Below are 16,992 nucleotides of genomic sequence, written 5' to 3' on the forward strand. Positions count from 1 at the left end.
GATGCGGTCTTCATTTAGGCCTCTCCAGGCATTCGACGTGCTACCCGGTAAACGCCAGGCCGCTCAGTGCGGTCGCTGCGTCGATGTAGCCGGTGTTGGTCCAGCCGAAACCGGCGCTGATCGCGATCCCGCCAAACCATCGACCCAATGCATTGGCCAGGTTGAACGCGGCGTGGTTCGTTGCGGCGCTCGGGCACGAAGCGCCAGACCAGCGCAATGGAAGGCCACCAACCAGCTGATGAATGCGACTTGTGTACGAAGTATTGTTTGTGGCGAAGGATGGCTTTACGCCATTACTTGATAGGTTGACGAGTTCGCAATGAAAACGACGATTTTCGCGAAACGGCTTGGGGCATACGTGATTCAAGTTTTATTGCCGAGTCCGCGAATGGATGTGCGTGACGTTATTTGCCAGTCGCCCGTCCGAAATGAAGTTTGAGTAACGGGATCAGGGCAACTAGGCAGCCGAACATAAACCCGATGAAAATGCCGTGCGCCAAATAGGGTTTCAAGCTCTTTGAATTAAACGTGCTGAAACCGCTTAGTGGATTGAAGGCCCTGAGCGTATTGTCGGCAGCCAGTGAGGGCAGGTTGAGGTTGAGCGCCTGCGTGTTGGCGACGGCCAGCGCCGCCTTCAGTTGCGCCTCTGCCTGCTCTTTGCTGCTGGCCGTGGACGACACGCGGAAGATATAAGGCTGCGGCGTGCCTGTGCTGTCGATTCCGTTGGCCGTCATGATGCCCATGGCGGTATTGAACACATCGTCCTGTATCGAACTGTAAAGCCTGATCTCTGAAGCCTGCTCAGTGGCGGGCGCGATATGGTCACTGCGCAACTCGTTATAAAGGCTCAATAGCGCCGGTTTCGCGATGTAAGTGCTGGCGATCCATTTGGGTGCGGCGGTATAGAAGACGGCGAAAGAAATGGCCACCCCAACCACGGTTGCCGCAATGATCTTGAACTTGCTCTTCCACAGGGCATGAATAAACGGCAGAAGATCTATTTCGTCATCTCTATATCGATCGTTTGGTGTCGTCATACTACTCACGAAGAGGCCCTGTTTTCACGTGTTGCTGATTGTAGAGTAAATGGAAATATTTGCGCTGGCAGTTGCTACATTTGCCACCGGGTTGACCGGATCGGGAGCTGAATAGTTCCGTGCCACCCCTTGCGGGTGCGGCCCAGGCCCGCCAGCCGATGGCGGCATTCGACCGGCGAGTCCACATCAGACGCCCCATCCTCCCCGAGCGTGATATTCTGCGCGCCGTCTTGGTCTACGCTTTCCAAGGTGCGTTCACCCGAATACGCGCCGACGGTTGGCTGTCGCCCAGGTAGCTGAAGCCAATAATGATAAGAAGTCAGCGCAGAAGGGACATAAAAGTGAGGTCGATACGTCGGCCTTGTGTGCCCACCCTGCGGCCTTTAAGTGAGTGTGCAAACCCCGCGGTGCGTTGCCTGGCGCAGTGTGAAGGAGGGTTGCTCACGAACGGGGGCGGTAGGGCGGATGGCGTTTTATCATAGGTGCTACTGATGTTTAAGAAAGTAAACACTGCCCTGCTGGGGGGCTGGCTTTGTCGATGGGGATCACGTCCGTTCACGCGGAAGAGGCAAAGAAAGTCGATGTGCTGCTGATCGGCGGCGGCATCATGAGTGCGACCCTGGGTGTATGGCTCAATGAGCTGGAGCCGGGCTGGTCGATGGAAATGGTCGAGCGCCTCGATGGTGTGGCCGAAGAAAGCTCCAACGGCTGGAACAACGCCGGTACCGGCCACTCGGCCCTGGCTGAGCTGAACTACACCCCGGAAGACAAGAACGGCAACGTTGAGATCCCGAAAGCGGTCGAAATCAACGAAGCGTTCCAGATCTCCCGTCAATTCTGGTCCTGGCAGGTCCAGCAGGGCGTGCTGAAGAATCCGCGTTCGTTCATCAACACCACTCCGCACATGAGCTTTTGTGTGGGGCGATGACAACATCAAGTTCCTCAAGAAGCGCTACGAAGCCCTGCAAGCCAGCCCGCTGTTCGCCGGCATGCAGTACTCCGAAGACCCGGCGCAGATCGCCAAGTGGGTTCCGCTGATGATGGAGGGGCGTGACCCGAACCAGAAGATCGCGGCCACCTGGAGCCCGCTGGGTACCGACATGAACTTCGGCGAGATCACCCGCCAGTTCGTCGCTCACCTGCAAACCACGCCCAAGTTCGACCTGAAACTGTCGAGCGAAGTGCAGGACATCACCAAGAACGCCGACGGTTCGTGGCGTGTGAGCTACAAAAACCTGAAAGACGGCACCAAGACCGAAACCGACGCCAAGTTCGTGTTCATCGGCGCGGGCGGCGGTGCACTGCACCTGCTGCAAAAGTCGGGCATTCCTGAAGCCAAGGAATACGCTGGCTTCCCGGTAGGCGGCTCGTTCCTCGTGACCGATAACCCAACCGTAGCCGAGGCACACCTGGCCAAGGCCTACGGCAAAGCGTCGGTTGGCGCGCCACCGATGTCGGTTCCGCACCTGGACACTCGTGTGCTGGATGGCAAGCGCGTGATCCTGTTTGGCCCATTCGCGACCTTCTCCACCAAGTTCCTGAAGGAAGGCTCGTATCTGGACCTGCTGACCAGCACCACCACCCACAACATCTGGCCAATGACCAAAGTCGGTATTCGTGAATACCCACTGGTCGAGTACCTCGCTGGCCAACTGATGCTGTCGGATGACGACCGCTTCAAGGCGCTGCAAGAGTACTTCCCGAACGCCAAGAAAGAAGACTGGCGCCTGTGGCAAGCCGGTCAGCGCGTGCAGATCATCAAGCGTGACGAAGAGCAGGGCGGCGTCCTGAAACTCGGTACCGAAGTGGTCAGCTCCGCCGACAACACCATCGCCGGCCTGTTGGGTGCATCGCCAGGCGCGTCCACCGCGGCTCCGATCATGCTGACCGTGCTGCAGAAAGTGTTCAAGGACAAGGTTGCGACCCCTGAGTGGCAGGCGAAACTGCACCAGATCGTACCGAGCTACGGCACCAAGCTGAACGACAGCCCTGAGGCTGTTGCCAAGGAATGGGCCTACACCGCCGGTGTCCTGCAACTGCCGACACCGCCTGTGATCCCACAGAGCGCTGCGCCGAAGGCTGTCGAGGCTGCCAAGCCTGCGGCTGAGCCGAGCAAGCCGGCGTCTGACCTGGCGTTGTAAGAAACAGCTGTGGTCCTAGGGTCACGCTGAGACAAAAGAAGCCCGCTGGACCGGTGACGGTCAGCGGGCTTTTTTGTGCCTGTGCATTACGTGGGGGCGAGAGTCTTGGCGGCGGCGATGGGTTCAGCAACCCGACAGACACCACCTGTTAAAAAGAACCCAGGCCAAGCAGGAGCGCGGTTGCAACAAGGGGGGATTTTTTACCGGTGTAGGCTTGGGGCGATAACGCCCGAGGGGTTTGTATGTTGCTACGTTATGCAGCATTGGCGGCAGTGGTGGTGGCCGCGTCGGGATGCGTACAGGAGCGTGTCGTGCATGAGCGCAGGCCGGTGCAGCGAGAGTATGTCGAAGTCATCGCGCCACAGCCGCCGCCGGTGCAAGTGGTCGAAGTCGAACCCGTGCCACGTTACGGCTATGTGTGGTCACGCGGTTACTGGCGCTGGGAGAGCGGGCGCTATGTGGCAGTACACGGTCACTGGGAACCGGTGCGCGAAGGTTACCGCTATGTACATCCGCACTGGGTGCAACGCAATGACGGTTATCACTGGCAGGGGGGTGGCTGGGTTCGTTGAGCCCCGCACGGCTAGGTCAGCCGTTTCATGCCCGCTGCCTTCGCGGCATTGAGATCGAAGGTGGCGGTGTACTCGCATCCTGCTGCATGGGCGCAGCGTTCAATCAGGCAGTCGGCGAAGTCGGCCTTGCTTGCGGTAAACCGTCGGAGTGCCTGCCAGAGGGTTTCGGCATGCTCGATAGTCAGCTCGCGGGTGCGCAGTAACGTCTCCAGAACCACCACCACGTCACTCTTGGCTGATTGGTAGCAGCTCTGTAACACCCATACCAGTTCCACCACCGAGACCAGGCTGACAAACCCCGGCGACAGCGTGGTGAGCGATTCAATCAGATCTGAAGCCTTGGCCGATTGGACGGGATCATCCTGGGTGACATAGCGCACCAGCACATTGGTATCCAGGCCGATCATCCGGCCTTTGCTCCCTGTGCGGCGATAGCGCGATTCATGTCTTCAACGGACACGGCCTTGGCGGGTTTCTGGATCAGGCCCTTCAGGTCATGCACGGTTTTGCTAGCGGCAATGATCGAAAACCTGCCGTCTTCCATTTCGACAAACTCAACGCGATCGCCTGTCTCAAGGCCCAGGGCGGTCCTTACCTGGACAGGAATGGTGATTTGCCCTTTCGAGGTCAGTGTGGCGGTCGCCATATTGAAAATCTCCACGGTGATATTCCTTACCTTAGGGTAAGGAATAATGGAGGACAAGATCCGTTGGTCCATAGGTTGTGCCTTCTGCTGTGAGTGAATCGGACTCACTAAACCCTAGCCCGATTCACAGCATCAGCACGCCCTGGAACACGCCCAAAGCGCTACAACGTATGACCAACTGCTGGCGTTATTGCACCACGCGATAGCACGGCACATAAGCCGCGCCACCTGGCAACTTCATGCGGTGCTGGGCGACAAATGCCTGCAGCAACTCATCCAGCGGTTTCATGATGGCCGGATCGCCGTGGATCTCGTACGGGCCATGTTCTTCGATCAGGCGGATGCCCTTGTCCTTGACGTTGCCCGCCACGATCCCCGAGAACGCGCGGCGCAGGTTGGCCGCCAGTTCGTGTGGCGGTAGCGCATGGCTCAGTTGCAGGCTGGCCATGTTGGCGTGGGTCGGGTCGAACGGGCGCTGGAAACCTTCGTCGATCTTCAGCAGCCAGTTGAAGTGAAACGCATCGTTGCGCTCGCGGCGGAACTGCTTCACGCCCTTGAGCCCGGCCGTCATCTGGCGGGCCACTTCGGCCGGGTCGTCGATGATGATCTGGTAGTGCGCCTGTGCCGCTTCGCCGAGGGTGGCCCCGACAAACGCGTGCAGTTGTTGCAGGTATGGCGCGGCGTGTTTCGGCCCGGTGAGAATGACCGGGAACGGCAGGTCGCGGTTGTCCGGGTGCATCAGGATGCCCAGCAAGTACAGGAACTCCTCGGCCGTGCCGGCGCCGCCCGGGAAGATGATGATGCCGTGGCCCACGCGCACGAACGCTTCCAGGCGTTTTTCGATATCCGGCAGGATCACCAGCTCGTTGACGATCGGGTTGGGCGCTTCGGCGGCGATGATGCCCGGTTCGGTCAGGCCCAGGTAGCGCCCACCGGTAATGCGTTGCTTGGCATGGGAAATGGTCGCGCCTTTCATCGGACCTTTCATCACGCCGGGCCCGCAGCCGGTGCACACGTCCAGGCTGCGCAGGCCCAGTTCATGGCCGACTTTCTTGGTGTATTTGTATTCTTCGGTATTGATCGAGTGGCCGCCCCAGCACACCACGATTTTCGGTTCGACACCGGCCCGCAGCGTACGGGCGTTGCGCAGCAGGTGGAACACATAGTCGGTGATGCCCTGGGAGTTGCTCAGGTCGATGCGCTGGCTGTCCAGCTCGTTCTCGGTGTAGACGATGTCGCGCAGGGCGCTGAACAACATCTCACGGGTACTGGCGATCATTTCGCCATCAACGAAGGCATCGGCCGGCGCGTTCAGCAGTTCCAGGCGCACACCGCGATCCTGCTGGTGGATGCGCACTTCAAAATCCTTGTAGGCGTCGAGGATGGTCTTGGCGTTGTCGATATGCGCGCCGGTGTTGAGGATTGCCAGGGCGCACTGGCGGAACAGGGTGTAGGTGCTGCCGGTGCCGGCTTCGCTCAGTTGCTGCACTTCACGTTGGGACAGGGTTTCGAGGCTGCCCTTGGGGCTGACGGAGGCATTGATGACTTGACGTTGGGGCATTCTGATTCCTTGAAAGCGCAGCCACCGCGCCCGTAACGGGCCGCGATGGCTGGAGAATGTTGGGCGCCGAACTCGGTCGCACGAGACCATTGTTTACCTCAGGCACAAGGCCGAGTGCAAACACCGTCGCGCACCATCATGCCGCAGAACTTACTGAATCAGCTTCCAGTTTTTGTAGAAAACCCGACGCAGGGTAAAGACCATTGCGGCAAACCCCGCGATCACGGCATTGAGCACCCGCGGCAGCGGGGTCGGCCGCACGATATCGATAAACAGGCAGTAACGCTTTGCATCGTTCTTGTTGAAGGAGGCGTGCATCAGCGTGTCATCGAAGATAAACAACGGGTCGTCGTGCCAGTAATGTTTGTGCTGGCCGACCTGGATGTACACGCCGTCATGATGGGGCGCGGGTGCCATGTTGTAGAGCACCCGGAACATCATGCGCAGGGGGCCGAAGTGAAAAGAGGTCGAACGGTTCTCGTTGAACACCGACACACCGATGGTCTTCACGAACGGCAGTTTCTCGCGCAGTTTCGGGATGTCCAGGGTGGTTTCGATCGGCCGCCCGTACCACTGGAAAAACAACATGCCGCGCTTCTTCTCGGCCATGCGTTCGTCCAGGTAGCCGATGATTTCATCCTTGTGGCCCATGGCTTCGTTGAGCACCAGTTGCAGGTCTTCACGCCAGGCCGGCGGCAGGTCGTTCATCGTATAGACGTGGCGGTTACGTGAACTCAACAGGTCGAACAAGGTGTTGAACGGCGCCAGCAACCAGGTATTGCGGCCGCTGCCGATAAAGTATTTTTTGAGGGTGGGCGCGTCATACAGGCCGTTGCGCAGGAAGTCATAGATACCGCACACCAGTACCAGGCCGAGGAACACCACGGTGGTCAGGGGAAACAGGCCGATAATCAGGAGCACGCCAAGTATCCAGGCGATGGACACCGCTTTTTTGCGTAGGGCAGACTTGTTCATGAAACTCAGCTCCGGCTGGACGCCAATCGACAGGTCCGGATCCGTGGCCGCGAGTGGTGGGTTATGAAACATAATGAAACAACTGCGTCATGATAAGGCGTCCAGCGCCGGACAGGCGTTACAAATATTGCGAAATTGTGAACGCTTTACACAGTTTTTAACGGCATACGCGTTTACCGATTGGATTTTGTAAACAGAAGATTTGCGACTATCGTGACGCTTCGGTTTTTCGGGCGTCATAGACCGGTACGATTGAAGTTGAATGGCCACCACTGGCCATCGACCCCTTGGAAGAGGCAGAAATTTTATGATCATCAAACCGCGGGTTCGTGGCTTTATCTGTGTGACCGCTCACCCTGTTGGCTGTGAAGCGAACGTCAAGCAACAGATCGACTACGTGACCCAACACGGCGTCATCGAAGGCGGCGCCAAGAAGGTGCTGGTCCTCGGCGCTTCCACCGGCTACGGCCTGGCCGCGCGCATCAGTGCTGCGTTTGGCTGCGGTGCCGACACCCTGGGCGTGTTTTTTGAGAAGCCAAGTGAAGACGGCAAGCTCGGTTCGGCCGGCTGGTACAACAGCGCTGCATTCGAGAAGTTCGCTGTCGAGAAAGGCCTGTACGCCAAGAGCATCAACGGCGACGCGTTCTCCGACGAGATCAAGCGCCTGACCATCGAAACCATCAAGAAAGACCTGGGCAAGATCGACCTGGTGGTCTACAGCCTGGCTGCGCCACGCCGTACCGACCCGCAAGGCGTGGTGCACACCTCCACCCTCAAGCCGATCGGCAAGCCTGTGACCCTGCGCGGTATCAACACCGACAAAGGCGTCGTGGTCGACACCACCCTTGAGCCTGCAACCCAGGAAGAAATCGACGGCACCGTGAAAGTCATGGGTGGCGAAGACTGGCAGCTGTGGATCGACGCCCTGCGTGACGCCGACGTCCTGGCCGAAGGCGCCAAGACCACTGCGTTCACCTACCTCGGTGAAAAGCTGACCCAGGACATCTACTGGAACGGCTCCATCGGCGAAGCCAAGAAAGACCTCGACAAAAAAGTCCTGACCCTGCGCGATAACCTCGCTGCGCTGAAGGGCGATGCCCGTGTGTCGGTGCTCAAGGCCGTGGTTACCCAGGCAAGCTCGGCGATCCCGATCATGCCGCTGTACCTGTCGCTGCTGTTCAAGGTGATGAAAGAGCAGGGCACCCACGAAGGTTGCATCGAGCAGGTCTACGGCCTGTTCAAGGACAGCCTGTACGGCAACGAGCCGAAACTCGACGCCGACGGCCGCCTGCGTGCCGACCTGGCTGAGTTGGAGCCTAAAGTCCAGGACGCCGTGGCTGCGCTGTGGAACCAGGTGACTGACGAAAACGTCAACGAGATCAGCGATTTTGCCGGCTACAAGGCGGAGTTCCTGCGCTTGTTCGGCTTTGAAATCGACGGTGTTGACTACGACGCCGACGTGAACCCGGACGTGAAGATCCAGGGCCTGATCACCGCTTAAACCCGGTTCAGTAAAAAATGTGGGAGCGGGCTTGCCCGCGAAGACGGAGTGTCAGACGCTGAATAGGGCGACTGATGCACCGCTTTCGCGGGCAAGCCCGCTCCCACATTTGTTTTGTGCTGTCCCAGAACCTTCTCACGCTCTGCCGAGCGCACCACGCATGCTTGTGGGCGGTTTCTAACGCGCCCATTTCTCCATGGCGAAATCGACAAACGCCCGCAGTTTTGGCAGGCGATAACGGTCTTGGCCGTACAGCAAGTGCATCGGGCGGCTGGGCAGTTGATAGGCGGTCAGCAAGGCCGTCAGCTTGCCGTCCTGCAAGTCGGGTTGCACCAGGGCATCGGGCAGCATGACGATGCCCATGCCTTGCACCGCCGCCTGGCGCAGCGCTTGCGAGCTGTTGATGGTCAGCGAGCCGGACACCGGGATTTCCACTTCGCCTTCGGCGCCGCTCATGCGCCAGAGCTTGTCGGCGTTGCGCCAATCGTCGGTGGACGGGTAGGCGAAGGCCAGGCAGTCGTGCTGTTGCAGGTCTTCGGGGGTTCGCGGCGTGCCGCGTCGCGCCAGGTAGCTCGGTGAGGCACACAGGGTGATGGTGTAATCCTGCATCGGCCGGGCGATCAGGCTGGAGGGTTCCAGGTCGCCCAGGCGGATGGCGACGTCGAAGCCGCTGTCGACCATGTCCATGCGCTGGTTGCTGAGCACCACGTAGAGCTTGATCAGCGGGTGGCGCTGGGAGAACTCGCTCAAGGCCGGGGCCAGGCGCTCGGTGCCAAAGGCCGGTGGCGCGGTGATGCGCAGGGTGCCTTTGGGCACCTCGCTGTGGGCCTGCTCTGCCAGTTGCTCGGAGTCGGCCACCAGCCCCAGCACTTCCAGGCAGCGCTGGTAATACTGCCCGCCGAATTCCGTGAGGCTTTGTTTGCGCGTGGTGCGCTTGAGCAGGCTGACCCCCAGGCGCTGTTCGAGAGCGCGCAGGTGATTGCCGACCATGGTGGTCGACATCCCGCAGGCCTGGGCGGCCGCCGTCATGCTGCCGGTTTCCACGACTTTTACGTACACCGACATCGCCTGGAACAAATCCATTATCAAGTCCTGATTCAAAGTCATTGCACGAAAGCGCAGTTTATCCAGCTCAGGTGGCTAACGATACTGCAGGCATCACAACGATGCACTGGAGCTGCAACCATGACCGCCACCTGCCTGATGACCACTTATCAACCCTTGGCCCTGAGTTTTACCCGTGGCCTGGGCACGCGCCTGTGGGACCAGCAAGGCCGCGAATACCTGGACGCGGTGGCAGGTGTGGCGGTGACCAATGTGGGGCATTCCCATCCAAAACTGGTGAGTGCCATCCGTGAGCAGGCGGGATTGCTGCTGCACACCTCCAACCTCTACAGCATCGACTGGCAACAACGCCTGGCCCAGCGTCTGGCGCGGCTGTCCGGCCTCGACCGCGCGTTCTTCAACAACTCCGGCGCCGAGGCCAACGAGACGGCGCTCAAACTGGCGCGCTTGCATGGCTGGAAAAAGGGCATCGAAGAGCCGTTGGTGGTGGTGATGGAAAACGCCTTCCACGGTCGCACCCTGGGCACCATGGCGGCCAGCGACGGGCCATCGGTGCGCCTTGGGTTCCAGCGCTTGCCGGGGGATTTTATCAAGGTGGGCTTTGGTGATATCGCCGCGATTGAGACGATCACGAAGGCTTACGGTGCGCGTATAGCCGCCGTCCTGCTGGAGCCCATCCAGGGCGAAAGTGGCGTGCTGCCCGCGCCGCCCGGCTATCTGCAAGCCCTGCGTGATCACTGTACGCGCCACGGCTGGCTGCTGATGCTCGACGAAATCCAGACCGGCATTGGCCGCACCGGCACCTGGTTTGCGTTCCAGCACGAAGGCATCCTCCCGGACGTGATGACCCTGGCCAAAGGCCTTGGCAACGGCGTGCCGATCGGTGCCTGCCTGGCGCGGTCGGCGGTGGCGCAGCTGTTCACCCCAGGCAGTCACGGCAGCACCTTTGGCGGCAACCCGCTGGCCTGCCGCGTAGGCTGCACCGTGCTGGACATCATTGAAGAGCAAGGTTTGCTGCAGAACGCCGCGCAACAGGGCGAGCACCTGCTGGCCCGGCTGCGGGTGGAGTTGAGTGAACATCCGCAGGTGCTGGCCATTCGCGGTCAGGGCTTGATGATCGGCATCGAGCTGGCCAGCCCTTATCGTGACCTGGCCCAGCGTGCGGCGCAGGAGCACGGACTTTTGATCAACGTGACGCGGGGCAAGATCATTCGCCTGCTGCCGCCGCTGACCCTGGAGGCCAAAGAGGTGGAGATGATCGTGCGGGCCATCACCCGCCTGCTGGACTAGCGGCAATCAACTAATGTGGGAGCAGGCATTTCCACATAGGGATCTCCATATGTTTCAGAGGCCGTTGAGCCACTCCGAATTCATCGTCTCCTTGTCCCCCAGATAATCCAGCAACCACGCCATTGCCGGCGACACCTTGCTCTGCGCCCAGGCCACACACGATGGGCTGGCCGGAAACGGCCGGCTCAACTGCAGCGCCACCAACTCCCCGCGTTCGATCCACGGCAGCACCTGATGCGCCGGCGCCATGCCGACGCACAGGCCGTCGCGCAGGCAATCGATGGCCGAGGCCCAATTCGGCACCACCAGCCGGCGTTGGTTATCCAGGGTCCAGGTGTCGCGCTTGGGCAGGTTGCGCGAGGTGTCGGTCATGCACAGCGAGGCGAAGGGCCGCAGTTGGTCGTCACTGAGCAGGCCTTCCACGGCCGCCAGCGGATGCCGCGCGCTGACCACGCACAGCCAGTTCAACAGGCCCATGTCGCGGAAGGTGAAGTGACTGGCCACCGGCACTGCGCTGGTGGCGCCGATCACGATGTCGGTGCGCTCGTCGGCCAGGGCATCCCACACGCCGTTGTACACCTCGTACTCCAGCAGCAATTCCACCTCGGGAAACTGCCGATAGAAATCCAGCACCAGTTGCCGACAACGCTGGGGTTTGACGATGGAGTCCACGGCCACTTTCAACTGGCCGCTCCAGCCATTGGCCACCTGCTGGCACAGGCGCCGGGTGCCGAGCATTTTTTTCATCACGCCCCGTGTCTCGTCGACAAACAGGCGCCCGGCGGCGGTCAGCTCGACATCGCGGTGCCGGCGCACAAACAGCGGCACCGCCAGCCACTCTTCAATCTGACGCACCGTATAGCTGATGGCTGACGGCACGCGGTTCAATTCCTGCGCTGCAGCGCTGAAGCTACCGTGGCGTGCCACCGCATCGACCACATCCAGGGAGTATTCGGACCACATGGCCGTTGCCTTCAAATTTATTGATAAGAGTGTTCAATTATTATCGCTTCACACAGAAACTGTCAGCCTCATAATGGGCGCCAGTCAGCAAATAGTTTGATGGCAGGATCTACAAGGCTTCGATGAAAAATTCTTTTGGTTTCACTTGGTATCTGGCGGGGCTGAGCATGCTCGGCTACCTCGCCATGGACATGTACTTGCCGGCATTCGGCGCCATGGGCGAGCAACTGCAGATTGGCGCGGGCGCGGTGGGTGCCAGCTTGAGTATTTTTCTCGCCGGCTTCGCGGTAGGGCAGTTGTTGTGGGGGCCGTTGTCCGACCGCCTGGGGCGCAAGCCGATTCTGCTCGCCGGCTTGAGCCTGTTCGTGCTCGGTTGCGCGGGCATGTTCTGGGTCGAGACCGCAGCGCAATTGCTGGCGCTGCGTTTTATCCAGGCGATTGGCGTGTGTTCCGCCGCCGTGAGCTGGCAGGCGCTGGTGATCGACCGCTATCCGGCTGACAAGGCGCACCGCGTGTTCGCCAGCATCATGCCACTGATGTCCCTGTCCCCTGCGTTGGCGCCGCTGTTGGGGGCGATCGTGTTGAATCACTTTGGCTGGCAGGCGATCTTCGGTGTGTTGCTGGGGGTGTCGCTGCTGTTGCTGCTGCCAACATTGCTCCTGCGTCGTATGCCGAAACGTCCGGCAGAAGAGGCCGCACCTTCGCGTCTCGGCTATGGCCAATTGCTCGGCTCCCGGGTGTTCACCGGCAATGTGATGATCTTTGCCGCGTGTTCGGCCAGTTTCTTCGCCTGGCTGACGGCTTCGCCCTTCATCCTTGGCGATATGGGTTACAGCCCGAATGACATCGGCTTGAGCTACGTCCTGCCGACCTTGGCGTTTCTGGTGGGTGGCTACAGTTGCCGCAGCGCCTTGCAGCGCTTCCAGGGCAAGACGCTGTTGCCCTGGTTGCTGGTGGCGTATTGCATCAGCATGGTGGCGCTGTACCTGGTTGCGACACTCACCGTGCCGACCCTCACCACCTTGCTGATTCCGTTCTGCCTGATGGCGCTGGTCAACGGTGCCAGCTATCCGATTGTAGTGGCGAATGCACTGATGCCGTTTGCCGAAAATTCCGGCAAGGCGGCGGCCCTGCAAAACACCCTGCAGCTGGGTTTGTGCTTTCTCAGCAGCCTGCTGGTGTCGTCGATGATTGACCAGCCGCTGCTGATTACCGTGATCGTGATGCTGGCGACTGCGCCGTTGGCGGTGTTGGGGTACTGGTTGGCGCGGCCGAAGGCTGACGGTTCGAAGCTGGCACAAGCTTAGAAGTGTAATGCGATCAACTGTGGGAGCTGGCTTGCCTGCGATGCTGGCGACTCGGTGTTTCAGTCGTACCGAGGTGATGCTATCGCAGGCAAGCCAGCTCCCACACTTTGAAATGCCCTAGAAGGTGATTTCCATATTCACCGTCGGCGTCGACGTGCGGCTACCCCGGCCACCGTCCACACCAAACTTGTTGTGCCAGTACTCGTAACCCACACCGAGATACAGGTTCGGCTTCACGCTTTTACCCGGACGCACGGCCACCATCAGCGCGCTGCGCACCAGCGCTTCGGGCGCAGTGTCGCGGCCGTGGTAGTCCTCGCCTTTCTCGCCGACGTAGTTGATGAACCCCTGGAATTTCGCCGCGTGGTTGGCGATTTCGAAGGGACGCATCCAGGTCAGGTTGAGCATGTAGGTGTCGTCGAAGGTGTGGTTCGACTCTTGCGCGCCGGGGATGCCGGTGTGGTTCTTTTCCTTGTAGTACAACAGGCTCAGGTCCAGCACGCCGACGGTGTTGAACTTCAAGGTCGGGCCGAGCACCACCGCACGTTTTTTTGCCGAGGCGAAGTTGTTGTTGCGGTTGGCATCGAAGCCCAGGGTCAGCGCGTAATCCTTGACCAGCCCGGTACCCAACGGCACATCGAACACCCGTGACGCGTAAAGCTGGTGCCGATACACCGCGTACACTTCGCTGCCGCCGTGATCGGTGCCCTTGCGCGGGTCACTGCTGTCGGACAGGAACACATCCAGGTTGAGGAAATTACTGCCATACGTGTAGCCGCTGGCGTGGGTGAAGCTGTAGATCCGCTTGCTGAATTCGTCGGGGTTATTCGGATTGGTGAACTGTTGGCCGTAGCGGAATCCTACGCTGTTGTTCATCCATTCCACCGCGACAGCCTCCCCGCCGCCGAGGAGGGTGAGCAATACGGTTGCGCCGTGCAGTGCCTTTTTCATTGTTTTAATTCCTTTGGCGTTTGGCTCATGGCGACCTTGCAGGGGCCGCCGGGCGCAGTATCGACACAAGGATCGCGCACGCCAAAGAACAGAATCTCGCCTGGGCCGATGCCGAAACGGCAGCAGCCGGGCTGCCCTGAAAGTCAGGAAATACGCGGGGGCGCAGTCATTTCATCGCGTTCGCGCAAGGTAATTTCCTCGCCCAGCAGATGCGCCAACGCTTGCACCGCCACTGGCAAGTCGCGGTCTTTGCGCGCATACACGCCCAGGTCGCTGAAGATTCCACCCTGGTCACTCAAGGGGATATGCAGCAGTTCGCCGCGCGCCAGGTCGGCCTCGATGCCGATGCGGGTCTGGAAGGCAATGCCCAATTGCTGGCGTGCCAACTGCCGGGCCAACTCCATGGAGTTGCTGTGCAGCAGCGCCTTGTTTGGCGCTGCACGCTTGTGCAGCGGGGCGATCAGGTGATGCACCGACAGCTCGCTCTTGGCCTGGATCACCCCGTATTCGCAGCACTGCCCGTAGCTGACTTGGCTTTCACCCGCCAATGCGTGGGTCGGTGTCATCAGCGCGCCGAGGCGGAAATGGCCGACACACAGTTGGGTGATTTCGCCACTGCGGGGCAGGGCAAACGCCAGCCCCAAATCCGCCTGGCCATTGACCACCGCGCCGGGAATCGATTGCGAGCCTTGCACCGTGACGCCAATCGTCACCTTCGGATAGCGCTCGCGCATGCGCTTGAGGGCGGCGGGCAGCAGTTCAACGGCAGCGCCTTCCACCGTGGCGATTTCCACATGGCCGGTCTGCACGCCATGCAAGCCATCCAGTTCACCGCGCACCCGTTCCACATCCTGCAACAGCAGCGTGATGTGGCGCGTGAGGATTTCGCCAGCCGCCGTCACACGCAGGCCGCCTGGCAAACGCTCAAACAGCGTCGCGCCCATCTCATCTTCCAGCTTGAGGATCTGCCGGTTCACCGCCGACGACGCCACATTGAGGCGCCGTGCGGCTTCGCGGATCGAATGGCAGCGCCGCACCATGTCGAAGTAATAGATCGCGGGGGCGTGGATGCGCAGTTTGCGGTTGAGCATTTTTTTTCAGGTCCTTTTGCGCAGGTCTTCAGGCCGCGGGACAGGGCGGCTGAATGGATTTTTGTAACGAGGATTACAAGCTTGTTGTGGAATTGATTGTATACAATTCTATGGACATCCCGTGTTTCCTTTGCATACAGTGATTGCACAACAAAAACAGAGATCCCCTCACCATGACTATCCCGAAGGCGTCACCGCAGCGGCCCGAAGATGAAAATCTGGGCGTCGCCGCCAACATGGCTTACGGCCTGCAGCATGTCCTCACCATGTACGGTGGCATCGTCGCCGTACCGCTGATCGTCGGCCAGGCGGCCGGGTTGTCGCCGGCGGATATCGGCCTGTTGATCGCCGCGTCGCTGTTTGCCGGTGGCCTGGCCACCTTGTTGCAAACCTTGGGTTTACCGTTCTTTGGTTGTCAGTTGCCGCTGGTGCAGGGCGTGTCGTTTGCCGGTGTGGCCACCATGGTGGCAATCGTCGGCAGCGATGGCGCCGGCGGGGTTCCGGCGATCCTCGGGGCGGTGATGGCCGCGTCGTTTATCGGGCTGTTGATTACCCCGGTGTTCTCGCGAATCACCAAATTCTTCCCGCCCTTGGTGACCGGTATCGTGATCACCACCATCGGCTTGACCCTGATGCCCGTTGCGGCGCGTTGGGCGATGGGCGGCAACAGCCGCGCGGCGGATTTTGGCAGCATGTCCAACATCGGCCTGGCCGCATTGACCCTGATGCTGGTGTTGCTGTTGAGCAAGATCGGCAGTGCGACCATTTCCCGTCTGTCGATCCTCCTGGCGATGGTGATCGGCACCGTGATTGCCGTGTTCCTGGGTATGGCGGACTTCTCCGGGGTGACCCAGGGGCCGATGTTCGGTTTTCCCACACCATTCCATTTCGGCATGCCAACTTTCCATGTGGCCGCGATCATCTCCATGTGCATCGTGGTGATGGTGACGCTGGTGGAAACCTCGGCGGATATCCTGGCGGTGGGCGAGATCATCGACACCAAGGTCGATTCCAAACGCCTGGGTAACGGCTTGCGCGCCGATATGTTGTCGAGCATGTTTGCGCCGATTTTTGGTTCGTTCACCCAGAGCGCGTTCGCCCAGAATGTCGGCCTGGTGGCGGTCACCGGGGTGAAAAGCCGTTTTGTGGTGGCGACGGGCGGGTTGTTCCTGGTGATCCTCGGCCTGCTGCCCTTTATGGGCCGGGTGATTGCGGCGGTGCCGACGTCGGTGTTGGGCGGGGCGGGTATCGTGCTGTTTGGTACCGTGGCGGCCAGCGGTATCCGCACGCTGTCGAAGGTGGACTACCGCAACAACATGAACCTGATCATCGTCGCCACTTCCATCGGTTTTGGCATGATCCCGATTGCGGCACCGAGCTTCTATGATCACTTCCCGACCTGGTTCGCCACCATTTTCCACTCGGGCATCAGCTCGTCCGCGATAATGGCGATCTTGCTGAACCTGGCGTTCAACCACTTCACCGCCGGTAACTCGGACCAGCAATCGGTGTTTGTGGCAGGGACGGAGCGCAGTTTGTGCTTCCACGATGTGGCCGCGTTGCGCGATGGGGATTACTTCCGCGGCGGCAAGCTGTTTGATGCCGAGGGTAAGGAGATTCCGTTGGTGGCTGATGTATCAAGGAAGACCGCGAAACCTGAAACCACTGAAGTCTGAAGCCGGTTGAGGCACCCATGTGGGAGCTGGCTTGCCTGCGATAGCGGCGGTGAATTCACCCCAGTCATCGCGGGCAAGCCCGCTCCCACATTTTGACCGGGGTCACGCACATTTTGAATTGTGAACCCAATCCATTGTGGGAGCTGGCTTGCCTGCGATAGCGGCGGTGAATTCACCCCAGTCATCGCGGGCAAGCCCGCTCCCACATTTTGATCG

14 protein-coding genes and 2 pseudogenes are annotated in these 16,992 nt (G+C 60.2%); 6 read left to right on the forward strand and 10 right to left on the reverse strand.

Annotation, left to right across the window (positions count from 1 at the left end; translation table 11 throughout):
- Window positions 1-14: 14 nt before the first annotated feature.
- Window positions 15-190, reverse strand: a pseudogene (locus tag PSH87_RS08195) (MFS transporter); the annotation flags it as partial.
- Window positions 191-404: 214 nt separating this feature from the next.
- Window positions 405-1,037 (reverse strand): Wzz/FepE/Etk N-terminal domain-containing protein, encoded by a 633-nt coding sequence (locus PSH87_RS08200; RefSeq protein ID WP_305434278.1) that lies wholly within the window; start codon window positions 1,035-1,037, stop codon window positions 405-407.
- A 491-nt stretch (window positions 1,038-1,528) separates the two neighbouring features.
- On the opposite strand from PSH87_RS08200, the pseudogene mqo reads away from it, so the two are divergent.
- A pseudogene (mqo, locus tag PSH87_RS08205) lies at window positions 1,529-3,178 on the forward strand (malate dehydrogenase (quinone)).
- Window positions 3,179-3,420: 242 nt separating this feature from the next.
- Window positions 3,421-3,750, forward strand: coding sequence for a hypothetical protein (locus tag PSH87_RS08210; RefSeq protein ID WP_305433072.1), 330 nt, complete (start codon window positions 3,421-3,423; stop codon window positions 3,748-3,750).
- Window positions 3,751-3,761: 11 nt separating this feature from the next.
- Here the strand turns inward: PSH87_RS08210 and PSH87_RS08215 are convergent, their stop codons facing one another.
- The 4 genes from PSH87_RS08215 to PSH87_RS08230 form a co-directional block, all read right to left on the reverse strand.
- Window positions 3,762-4,157 (reverse strand): PIN domain-containing protein, encoded by a 396-nt coding sequence (locus PSH87_RS08215; protein ID WP_017737367.1) that lies wholly within the window; start codon window positions 4,155-4,157, stop codon window positions 3,762-3,764.
- Window positions 4,154-4,468: an AbrB/MazE/SpoVT family DNA-binding domain-containing protein gene (locus PSH87_RS08220; protein ID WP_017737368.1), complete on the reverse strand. Its 315-nt coding sequence runs from the start codon at window positions 4,466-4,468 to the stop codon at window positions 4,154-4,156. Before PSH87_RS08220 ends, PSH87_RS08215 begins: the two co-directional genes overlap by 4 nt.
- A gap of 115 nt (window positions 4,469-4,583) precedes the next feature.
- A complete protein-coding gene (gene ppnN / locus PSH87_RS08225; RefSeq protein ID WP_017737369.1) occupies window positions 4,584-5,957 on the reverse strand; it encodes a nucleotide 5'-monophosphate nucleosidase PpnN in 1,374 nt (457 codons plus the stop codon).
- A gap of 150 nt (window positions 5,958-6,107) precedes the next feature.
- Window positions 6,108-6,932, reverse strand: a complete 825-nt coding sequence (locus tag PSH87_RS08230) for an aspartyl/asparaginyl beta-hydroxylase domain-containing protein (protein WP_026136857.1) — start codon at window positions 6,930-6,932, stop codon at window positions 6,108-6,110.
- Between the two features lie 307 nt (window positions 6,933-7,239).
- On the opposite strand from PSH87_RS08230, the gene fabV reads away from it, so the two are divergent.
- Window positions 7,240-8,433, forward strand: a complete 1,194-nt coding sequence (fabV, locus tag PSH87_RS08235) for an enoyl-ACP reductase FabV (protein ID WP_305433073.1) — start codon at window positions 7,240-7,242, stop codon at window positions 8,431-8,433.
- Window positions 8,434-8,610: 177 nt separating this feature from the next.
- Here fabV and PSH87_RS08240 read toward each other — a convergent pair whose 3' ends face one another.
- Entirely contained in the window at window positions 8,611-9,516 is a 906-nt protein-coding gene (locus tag PSH87_RS08240) for a LysR family transcriptional regulator (RefSeq protein WP_305433074.1), read from the reverse strand.
- 102 nt (window positions 9,517-9,618) lie between these two features.
- Here PSH87_RS08240 and PSH87_RS08245 point away from each other — a divergent pair, with 102 nt between their 5' ends.
- Entirely contained in the window at window positions 9,619-10,788 is a 1,170-nt protein-coding gene (locus PSH87_RS08245) for an aspartate aminotransferase family protein (protein WP_305433075.1), read from the forward strand.
- 54 nt (window positions 10,789-10,842) lie between these two features.
- Here PSH87_RS08245 and punR read toward each other — a convergent pair whose 3' ends face one another.
- Window positions 10,843-11,751, reverse strand: a complete 909-nt coding sequence (gene punR / locus PSH87_RS08250) for a DNA-binding transcriptional activator PunR (RefSeq protein ID WP_017737374.1) — start codon at window positions 11,749-11,751, stop codon at window positions 10,843-10,845.
- 122 nt (window positions 11,752-11,873) lie between these two features.
- On the opposite strand from punR, the gene punC reads away from it, so the two are divergent.
- A complete protein-coding gene (gene punC / locus PSH87_RS08255) occupies window positions 11,874-13,058 on the forward strand; it encodes a purine nucleoside transporter PunC (protein ID WP_305433076.1) in 1,185 nt (394 codons plus the stop codon).
- Window positions 13,059-13,175: 117 nt separating this feature from the next.
- Here the strand turns inward: punC and PSH87_RS08260 are convergent, their stop codons facing one another.
- Window positions 13,176-14,009, reverse strand: a complete 834-nt coding sequence (locus PSH87_RS08260) for a nucleoside-binding protein (protein WP_305433077.1) — start codon at window positions 14,007-14,009, stop codon at window positions 13,176-13,178.
- A 143-nt stretch (window positions 14,010-14,152) separates the two neighbouring features.
- Window positions 14,153-15,100, reverse strand: coding sequence for a LysR family transcriptional regulator (locus tag PSH87_RS08265; protein ID WP_305433078.1), 948 nt, complete (start codon window positions 15,098-15,100; stop codon window positions 14,153-14,155).
- Between the two features lie 173 nt (window positions 15,101-15,273).
- On the opposite strand from PSH87_RS08265, the gene PSH87_RS08270 reads away from it, so the two are divergent.
- Complete coding sequence (locus tag PSH87_RS08270; protein ID WP_017737378.1) at window positions 15,274-16,776, forward strand: nucleobase:cation symporter-2 family protein; 1,503 nt, start codon at window positions 15,274-15,276, stop codon at window positions 16,774-16,776.
- Window positions 16,777-16,992: the final 216 nt, after the last annotated feature.

This window comes from Pseudomonas sp. FP453, assembly GCF_030687495.1.
In the GTDB taxonomy this organism is placed as follows: domain Bacteria; phylum Pseudomonadota; class Gammaproteobacteria; order Pseudomonadales; family Pseudomonadaceae; genus Aquipseudomonas.